General features: G+C 66.4%; 7 protein-coding genes. 1 reads left to right on the plus strand and 6 read right to left on the minus strand.

Annotation, left to right across the window (positions count from 1 at the left end; genetic code table 11):
- Window positions 1–10: 10 nt before the first annotated feature.
- Both ABXH26_RS19930 and ABXH26_RS19935 read right to left on the minus strand, forming a co-directional pair.
- Window positions 11–916 carry a dihydrodipicolinate synthase family protein gene (locus tag ABXH26_RS19930; protein WP_353568867.1) on the minus strand — a complete coding sequence of 302 codons (906 nt, stop codon included), beginning with the start codon at window positions 914–916 and terminating at the stop codon, window positions 11–13.
- Window positions 913–1935 (minus strand): proline racemase family protein, encoded by a 1023-nt coding sequence (locus ABXH26_RS19935; RefSeq protein WP_353568868.1) that lies wholly within the window; start codon window positions 1933–1935, stop codon window positions 913–915. The genes ABXH26_RS19930 and ABXH26_RS19935 overlap by 4 nt, the downstream gene beginning before the upstream one ends.
- A gap of 87 nt (window positions 1936–2022) precedes the next feature.
- Between ABXH26_RS19935 and ABXH26_RS19940 the strand changes: the two genes are divergently transcribed.
- Window positions 2023–2775, plus strand: a complete 753-nt coding sequence (locus tag ABXH26_RS19940; protein ID WP_353568869.1) for an AraC family transcriptional regulator — start codon at window positions 2023–2025, stop codon at window positions 2773–2775.
- Here the strand turns inward: ABXH26_RS19940 and ABXH26_RS19945 are convergent.
- The 4 genes from ABXH26_RS19945 to ABXH26_RS19960 form a co-directional block, all read right to left on the minus strand.
- Window positions 2772–4019 carry an NAD(P)/FAD-dependent oxidoreductase gene (locus ABXH26_RS19945; RefSeq protein ID WP_353568870.1) on the minus strand — a complete coding sequence of 416 codons (1248 nt, stop codon included), beginning with the start codon at window positions 4017–4019 and terminating at the stop codon, window positions 2772–2774. The genes ABXH26_RS19940 and ABXH26_RS19945 overlap by 4 nt on opposite strands.
- A 137-nt stretch (window positions 4020–4156) precedes the next feature.
- Window positions 4157–6409 (minus strand): glycoside hydrolase family 2 protein, encoded by a 2253-nt coding sequence (locus ABXH26_RS19950; protein ID WP_353568871.1) that lies wholly within the window; start codon window positions 6407–6409, stop codon window positions 4157–4159.
- 22 nt (window positions 6410–6431) lie between these two features.
- A complete protein-coding gene (locus ABXH26_RS19955; RefSeq protein WP_353568872.1) occupies window positions 6432–7526 on the minus strand; it encodes a glycoside hydrolase family 130 protein in 1095 nt (364 codons plus the stop codon).
- An 850-nt stretch (window positions 7527–8376) separates the two neighbouring features.
- Window positions 8377–8673, minus strand: a complete 297-nt coding sequence (locus ABXH26_RS19960; RefSeq protein WP_353568873.1) for a tyrosine-type recombinase/integrase — start codon at window positions 8671–8673, stop codon at window positions 8377–8379.
- Window positions 8674–8699: the final 26 nt, after the last annotated feature.

The raw sequence follows: 8699 nt of genomic DNA on the forward strand, positions 1-8699 counted from the left end.
TCGAGGGGAATCAGACTTCCGGCGCGGTGGCGATGGCCTTTTCAATGATCGCGGTGGCCTCGGCGAGCTCCTCGCCGACCAGTTCGAGCCGCGGCGGGCGGACGCGGGTGTTGCCGAGCTTGCCGCCGGTGGCGAGCTGCTGCTGGAGCTTGATGAGCTGCACGAATTTCACCACCGTGTCCATGCGCAGCATCGGCAGCATCCAGGTGTAAATCGGCATCGCCTCTTCGATGCGGCCGGTCGAGGCCAGCTCGAGCAGCTTGAGGTTGTGGCGCGGGAAAGCGCAGCCGACGCCGGTGATCCAGAACGTCGCCCCCATGGCGAAGCCTTCGAGCGCGCAGTCATCGACCCCGACGCCGAGTGCCAGGCGGTCGCCGCAGACCTCGCGGATGCCGGCGATGCGGCGGGCATCGGTCGATGATTCCTTCACCGCGGCGGCGTTCGGCAGCTCGTCGGCGAGTTCCTTGATGTGCAGCGGGGTGAAGTCGGTTTTGTAGGCGACCGGGTTGTTGTAGATGATGCAGGGCAGGTCGGTGGCGGAAATGACGGCGCTCATGTGGGCCTTCATTTCCCGCCAGTCGGAAGCGTAGAGGTAGGGCGGCAGGACCATCAGGCCGCGGCAGCCGTTGTCCTTGGCGGCCTTGGCGAGGTCGATGGCCTCCTTGGTCGAAAGCGCGGCGATGCCGGGGATGATCGGGATCTCCGGCGTGGCCTCGACGTAGGTTTTCTGCAGGGCGACCTTTTCCTCGAAGGACAGCGTGGCGCCCTCGCCGAGCGAGCCGTGGGGGACGATGGCGGAGACGCCGTTCTCGACCAGCCAGCGGCCGTGCTCGGCCATCAGGCCGTGGTCGATGGTGAGGTCTTCGTTGAACTGCGTGAGGGTGGCGGGCATCACGCCCTTCCATTCGATGCTCATAGTGCTTGGGGTAGAAGTTCGGTGAGTGAGGAGGCGGCGGACGGGATGCCGTGCGCGAACGGATCGTCGGGGTTCAGGAAATAAGTGCCCTCGCCGTTGACCCAGGCGCGGCCGGAGATGCGGGGCAGGATCTTGCCGCCCGGCAGCGGCTCAAAGCGCCCGCGGAACACCGTGTCGAGGATCGAGGCCTGGCGCAGGATCTCGCCGGGCCGCAGCTTGCCGGCGGTGGCCAGGCAGGCGAGCTTGGCGCTGGTGCCGGTGCCGCAGGGCGAGCGGTCGTAGGCCTTGCCCGGACACATCACGAAGTTCCGGCTGTCGGCCAGCGCCGGATCACCGGGCGGGCCGAAGGTTTCCACGTGGTCGATCTCCCCGCCATCGGCCCCGGTGATGCCTTGGGCGGCCAACGCGTGGCGCACGGCCCAGGTGAACTCGGTCAGCGCGTCGAGCTGGGCGAACCCGACCGCCGGGCCTTGGTTCTCGATCAGGAAAAACCAGTTTCCGCCCCAGGCGACATCGCCGGTGATGATGCCCCAGCCGGGAACTTCGACCGGCACACCGGCGGCATGCCGCCAGCTCGGAACGTTGGCGACCTCCACCTCGCCGTCATCGCTGGCCGTGGCGGTCACCACGCCGACGGGCGTGTCGATGCGGTGGATGCCGGTGCCGATGCGGCCGATGTGCCGCAGGGTCGCCACCAGCCCGATGGTGCCATGGATGCACATGTTCAGGTTGGAGACGTTGTTGAAAAAAATCACCCCGCACACGCAGTCCGGCTCGTGGGGCGCGCACAGCAGCGCGCCGACCATGGCATCGTGGCCGCGCGGCTCGTTGCAGACCGCCTGGCGCAGCCAGTCGTGCTCCTCGCGCAGGCGGCGGGCGCGCTCGGACATCGGCCCGCGGCCCAGCTCGGGCCCGCCGGCGATGACCACGCGGGTCGGCTCGCCCTCGGTGTGCGAGTCGATCACGCGAAGGGTTTTTCCGGGCGGGCCGGGATCGATGTTGCTGACGGGGAAGGACATCGGAGCCCTATTTGTAACACGCGAATCTTGGCAAAAGGGCTAGCGGCGACTCCCAATCGGGCATAACTCCCCGGCAATCCAGCGATCATGAAAGGCGCGCCATCTTTCCTCAACGATTTCGTCGGGTCCATCGACGGGCTGCTGCCGGTGGACCGTTTGTTCGACGGCGTGGCGGACATCGTTTTTTTCATCAAGGACGCCGAAGGCCGCTACCTGGCGGTGAACGATACGCTGGTCGAGCGCTGCGGGCTGAAGTCGCGCGACGAGCTGCTCGGCCGCGCGGTGGACGAGGTGTTTCCCGCTCCGCTGGCCGGCGAGTTCGCCAGCCAGGACAGCGAGGTGCTGCGCTCCGGCACCGCGATCCGTGACCGGCTGGAGCTGCACCTCTACCCCGGCGGTGCGTCGGGATGGTGCCTCACCTACAAGCAGCCGGTGCGGGCGAAGGACGGCCGCATCGTCGGGCTGTGCGGGATTTCCCGCGACCTCGATGCGCTGCACGGGCCGGACGACGAGTTCGGCGCGCTGTCGACGGCGCTGGACCAGATCCACCGCCACTACGACGAGCCGCTGAGGCTGCCGAAGCTGGCGGAAATGGCGGGCCTGTCCGTCTATCAGTTCGACCAGCGGATCCGCGGGCTTTTCCACCTCACGGCCGGTCAGTATATCTTGAAAGTCCGGCTCGATGCCGCCTGCGAGCAGCTGGCGGGGAGCAAGGAGCCGATCGCCCAGGTGGCGCTGGCCTGCGGCTACTCGGACCAGTCGGCCTTTTCCCGGCAGTTCAAGCAGGCGGTGGGGATCAGTCCGCTTGAATACCGCCGGCGTTTCTCGGAGCGATCCTAGAAGCGCCCGGGCGCCATGGCGTCGATCGGCCGGAAGGGCATGTCGCCCGCCAGCAGGTCGCCGACCAGCCGACCGGTCACCGGACCGAGGCTCAGGCCCATCATGGCGTGGCCGGTGGCGACGATTGCGTTCGGGATGCCGCGCAGGCGGCCGAGGTAGGGGATGCCGTCGGGCGAAACCGGACGCAGCCCGGCCCACGGTTCGACCTTGTCGAAATCCTCCAGGCCGAACTTCGGGAAGTAGCCGGAGACCGACTTGACGATGCCCATGACGCGCTTGCGATCGATCGACAGGTCCAGCCCGCCGACCTCCATGGTGCCGCCGAAGCGCAGGCTGGAGCCCATGGGCGTGATGGCCACCTTGGCCTCGGTGAAAATCGAGCACAGCGCCGGCAGCTCGGGCGGCTCCGGCAAGGTCAGCGAGTAGCCTTTTCCCGCCTGCAGCGGCAACCGCCTGCCGAGCTTCGCGAGCAGGCCGCTGCTCCACGAGCCGCCGGCGATCACGAACTCGTCCGCCTCGAAGGTCCAGCCGCCGCCGCTGGCGGAAACGATGGCGCCATTGCGGGTTTCGAAGCTTTCGATTTCCACCTCGGGCACGATGTCCACGCCCAGGGCCAGAACCCGTTTCCTCATCGAGGCCATGAAGGCCTCCGGGGCGAGGTGGCAGTCCTTCGGGAAATACACCGAGCCGGCCACGTCCATGGTCACGGCGGTGTCGAGGGCGGCGGTCGCGGGGGAGTCGAGCACCTCGGCCGCGACTCCGATCTCGTTGGCCTCCTTCGCCAGGTGGGCCTCTTCCTCCAGCGCGGCCGCCGTTTTGCAAAGCATCAGCAGTCCGCGGCGCTGCAGGCCGAAGGACTCCTCCTCCTCCAGTTCGACGAAGAGCCGGCGGCTTTCGAGATTGAGGTCGCGCAGCAGCTCACGGCTGGCGGCGACGTGCCGGGCATTGGCGTGGCGGTAGAACAGCCAGCCCCAGCGCGCCAGCGAGGGATCGAGCCGCGGGCGGACGAAAAACGGGCTCTCGGGGTTGAACATCCAGCGCAGGCCCTGCGAGATCATGCCCGGCGCGGCGAGCGGCACGAAGTGGCTGGGAACGATCATGCCCGCATTGCCCATCGAGCAGTTGTCGCCGCCCTCCGGCTCGCGTTGGACGACCGTGACGGCGTAGCCGCGCCTGGCGGCGTAATAGGCGGCGCAGAGGCCGGTGACGCCGCCACCGATGATGCATACTTTCCGGGTTCGCACTGCAGCCGCAGTCTAGCGCGCCGCGTCTTGTCGGCTTGGTGAGGAAATGCCGGGGATTCGGTCGATTTCCCGAGGCCGGAGGGACGAAAAAAGGCGGACGGCCCGCAGCCGCCCGCCTTCGTGGGTGGGTTCCGGAATTATTCGCGGCCGGGATCGAGCGTGCCGAGCCCGACATCGACATACTGCCCGCCGGTTGTCTGGTGGCAGTGGATGGCGATGAGGTTCACGCCGCCGGGCTTGAGCGCCTTTTTCGCCTCGGCGGAAATCTCGAGCTGCTCATAGCCGGCCACGAAGTCGCCCTTCTTCGCCGCCAGCACGCCGTTGAGATAGATCTCCACGGCCTCGTCGTGGTGGACGGTCAACACCAGTTGGTCGACCTGCTTGTCGCTCATCTCGGGCAGCTCGACGCGGCGTCGCAGCCAGATGTCCTGGGTTTTCCACGGCGTGCCGATTTTGCCGATGCCGGGCGTCTCCGGCGTGCCGAAGCCGCCGGGACCTTGCTTCCAGTTCTTCGTTTCCGCGTCCGGCTTCATCCAGTCGGATCCGGGTTTGGAAACGGTGTAATCGTAGGGCTGGGTCGATTCCTGTGAGGTCGGAACCAGCGCGGTGTAGACCGGACCGCGCCACTCGAAGCGGTTCGCCTTGGCGATCCATTCGGGATCGACCTTCAACTCGCGGTCGTAGGTCATGAGGCCGTTGATCTCGATCTCCACGTCGGTGATCTGGGTGTAGATCGCGGCATTGAGCCCGTGGTTTTTCCGGAACTCATCCAGCATGCCGGCATAGCGCGCATAGAGGTCCTCCAGCTCGCGGCCGGTCTCGGTGGTGGTGTAGCCCCAGCCCTTCTTCTGCCACGGGTTGTTGTCGCCGACCTTGAGGCCGATGCCGCCATACTCGCCGAGCACGAAAGCCTTGTCCTTCGGTGCCTCGAACCAGCGGGGCGCGGGGTAGGGGTGCATGTCGTAGAGGTCGCCGACGCCGAGATAGGGGCCGCCGTGGTCCTGAAAGCCGCTGTCCTCGTTGACCAGCCGGGTGGGGTCGAGCTCGCGCACCATCTCCACCAGCTTGGCGGTGTCGTGCTTGCCCTGGCTTTCGTTGAAAACGATCCACATCACGATCGACGGGTGGTTCTCGAGCTTGTCGATCATCTCCCTGAGTTGCGTGGCATACGCCTCGCGATCGATCTCAGGACGTCCGCCCGGCGGGGTGTCGTAGGAGTTCACCGATGGCATATCCTGCCATACGAGAAGACCCATCTGGTCGGTGTAGTAGTACCAGCGTGCGGGCTCGACCTTGATATGCTTGCGGGTGGTGTTGAAGCCGAGCTTTTTGGTGATCTCGAGATCATACTTCATGGCGGCGTCGGTCGGCGCGGTGTAGTTGCCGTCCGGCCAGAAGCCCTGGTCGAGCGGGCCGAACATGAAGTAGGGCTCGCCATTGAGGAGCAGGCGCGGAACGCCATCGACCTCCGCCATTTCGATCGAGCGCATCGCGAAGTAGCTGCCGACCTCGTCGGCGACCTTGCCGTCGCGCTTCAGTTGCACGGTGATCTCGTAGAGATGTGGATTTTCCGGCGACCACAGCTGCGGGCTCTCGACCGGCAGGCTCAGCGGCGATCCCGCCGGGCCGGTCACGGATTTCCCCCCGGCCAGGGTGACGGTGATCTCGCCCTCAGCCCCGTCGTAGAGGTCGGCGGAAACGTGGAGCGCGCTGCCTTTCACATCGGGCACGAGGTGGAGGTCCTCAATGCCTCCGTCAGCCACCGGCTCCAGCCAGACGGTCTGCCAGATGCCGGAGGTGGGCGTGTACATGATGCCGTTCGGGTCGAGCGTCTGCTTGCCACGCGGCTGGCCTTCGGTCCAGGTCGGGTCGGTCACCTTGACCACGAGGTTCTGCGATCCTTCGCTCTTGAGCTGGTCGGTGATGTCGAAGCTGAACGGCACGTAGCCGCCCTGGTGCTTGCCCAGCGACTTGCCGTTCAGGAACACCTCGCTGCGGTAATCGACCGCGCCGAAATGCAGCACCACCCGCTGGCCGGCCCACTGGGCGGGGACGTCGAAGTTGTGCTGGTAGTAGAGCGTTTCGTCCGGCTTGAGGCTGCGCTTCACGCCGCTCAGGGCGCTCTCGATCGGGTAGGGGATGAGGATTTCCCCATCCCACGCGTCCGGCTCGGCGTCCTCGCCGGTCACGGCGTAGTTCCAGAGTCCGTTGAGGTTTTGCCAGGCCTCGCGGGTCATCTGCGGGCGGGGATACTCGGGTCGCGGGGCCGCGGGGTCGATGTCCTTGGCCCAGCGGGTCAGCATGGGCGGGTCCTTGGGCGTCCAGCCGGTCCCGGCATGGGCCAGCCCGGTGGCGGCGGCGAGGGTTGCTACGATAAACGTCGTATTCATGGTTTCTTGGGTTGGGAAAGGATCACGGGGCTGGCGTCATGGCCACGCCCACGAAGCTGTCGGCGCAGCCGTAGTAAAGGAACCAGCGGCCGTCGTGGTGCAGGAGACCTTCGGCAAAGGTGGTTCCGGAAGCGTACTGGCCGGTCTTTTCCCAATCCAGCTCGGGTTTGAAAAACGGCTCGTCGAGCTGGTCGAGGACCTTGGCTGGATCGTCCGCCGAGAAAAGCACCTGGCCGCAGCCGTAGACGCCGGCCGGGTGGGCGGGATCGCGGTCCGCGCCGTTGGCATTGCGGGCGTTATAGATCAGCACGATGCCGTTGTCGGTCTTGACCGCCTGCGGGCCCACCTCCGTCAGCGAGCTGTCGAACTTCCCCTTGCGCGGGCGGATCAGGGTCTTGAGTTTGCCGTTTCCCGCCTCGACCGGCTGCCAGTGGAGCAGGTCAGTGGAGGACGCCAGGTTGACCTGTCGTTCGCCGAAATACATCCAGTAGCGTCCGTCGATTTTCGCCGCGACCAGGGTGCCATCGACCAGCTCGTGGACGATCGCCGCCGACTTGGTGCGCAGGTTTTCGTAGCGGGTGCCGGCGAAGGGCGAGCCGAGCTTGGTCCACGTCACGAGGTCATCGGACTTGGCGATGCCAATGCGGAAGTCCTTCCGGTTCCACTGCGTGTAGGTGATCAGGAAAGAGCCGTCGGGCGCGGTGGCCAGCCGCGGATCCTCGCAACCGCCCGGCCATTCGTAAGGCTTCTGGTCGTCCTCGGCAGGGAAGAACACCGGCGCGGGGCGGCGCTGGAAATCGAGGCCATCGTCGCTGACTGCCAGCCCGAGGCGCGAGGTGTGGCGACCGATCGCCATTTCGCCGCTGTCGTCTTCGGCGCGGTAAAGGACGTGGATCTTGCCGTCCTTCAGCACGGCGGCGGGATTGAAGGTGTGGAGTTTTTCCCAATGAACCGGTTCGCCGAGGATCGGATCTCGGAAGGTGCTCGCGGGCTCCGGCTCGATGACCGGACCGGCGTTTTCCGGCCGGGAAAAAGGTCCGAGCGCCCAGTCGGGAAGGTCAGCGGCGGTGAGAGGCAGGGCGAGGCAGAGCGCGAGGGGAGGTAGGAGTCGTGGCATGGAGAAATTGGATTTTTTCAAGAGAGGCATGTCCGCCGACGCGGAGACGTTCCCCTGATAAACCCCGGAGCCCTCGATCTTTCACCGGCTGACGCGGGATGTCGGAGGGCCGCGTGTCATTTCCCTCCAATTGAGGGGATTCCCAAATCGCACGACCCGGGGCAGCCTGTCTCTGCGCGTTGATTCACACACAATGAAACGCCCCCACCAGCTCCCCCAGGCTGGTCTCCCCCTGAAAGGCCCCGGCTCTCCCATCACCCCCACCCGGGGAGGGCCCGGGCCCTTTTCATTTCGACCGGCCCGCTCCCTGCGCCCCGGGCTTCTTCTCCGCGGATCGCAAAACGCTCGACTTCGGATGGGTGGTCCTGCGGCTGGATCGCTACTGATGGGTCGGCCAAATGCCGGCGACATCCATTCACATGCCGAAGCGGGCCCGCCGTTTCCCCACGGTGCCGCTGCGGGGTCATACGAGGGAGAGATGCGGCCGGGACCGGACTGAGCCCACCGCCCCGATGAAGAGGGCGCGCCGCGTCTCGAAAAGCCCCACCCCAAGTCTCACGGCAACGCGATGGGAGGGGATGTTGCGCCTTGGGTCGAGATTTTCACCGTCGCCTCGAGGATCCCGCCGTCGCCCTACTTCGAGTCCCTCCCCGTCCGACTCACCCAAGACGAACCAACGGCCCACCGGTTTCCCGCCTCAAGAAATCGGCGGCCGAAAGCCCGCCGCTCCTGCACGGGGGCGGCGGGCATCGACCGCCGGGCAGGCCCCCAGAACTCCGCCCCCCTGAAGTCTCACTTCGAGTTCCTCCCCGTCCGACGCACCCAAAACGAACCAGCGGCCCAAGGAAATTCACCCCCGGCAGGGGCATCGGAAGGGTGCTAACGGTTTCCCCTGGGGTGCCCGGAGGGGGTGGAAAGTGAGCGGAAACCGGCAGGGGCATCGGAAGGGGGCTAACGGTTTCCCACCGCTTCCGTCGGCCACCTGACGCCGGAGGCCGTCCGCCAGCCTCTTCGGCATCGCGATGCACCGGTCCTTCTTGCTCTTCGCCTGCCTCACCCACACCAGCCCGTTGCCGAAATCGACGTCCTTCACCCGCAACCTCAATCCTTCGGAAACCCTCAGGCCGCAGCCATAGAGGAGCCCCACCAGGCATCTCGGAGTCCCTTCAGGCA

The organism is Haloferula sargassicola, from assembly GCF_040362925.1.
Lineage (GTDB): Bacteria > Verrucomicrobiota > Verrucomicrobiia > Verrucomicrobiales > Akkermansiaceae > Haloferula > Haloferula sargassicola.

Coding starts and splice junctions, on each gene's coding strand:
- ABXH26_RS19930 (WP_353568867.1), bottom strand. CDS start 916: ATGAGCATCGAATGGAAGGGCGTGATGCCCGCCACCCTCACGCAGTTC.
- ABXH26_RS19935 (WP_353568868.1), bottom strand. CDS start 1,935: ATGTCCTTCCCCGTCAGCAACATCGATCCCGGCCCGCCCGGAAAAACC.
- ABXH26_RS19940 (WP_353568869.1), top strand. CDS start 2,023: ATGAAAGGCGCGCCATCTTTCCTCAACGATTTCGTCGGGTCCATCGAC.
- ABXH26_RS19950 (WP_353568871.1), bottom strand. CDS start 6,409: ATGAATACGACGTTTATCGTAGCAACCCTCGCCGCCGCCACCGGGCTG.
- ABXH26_RS19955 (WP_353568872.1), bottom strand. CDS start 7,526: ATGCCACGACTCCTACCTCCCCTCGCGCTCTGCCTCGCCCTGCCTCTC.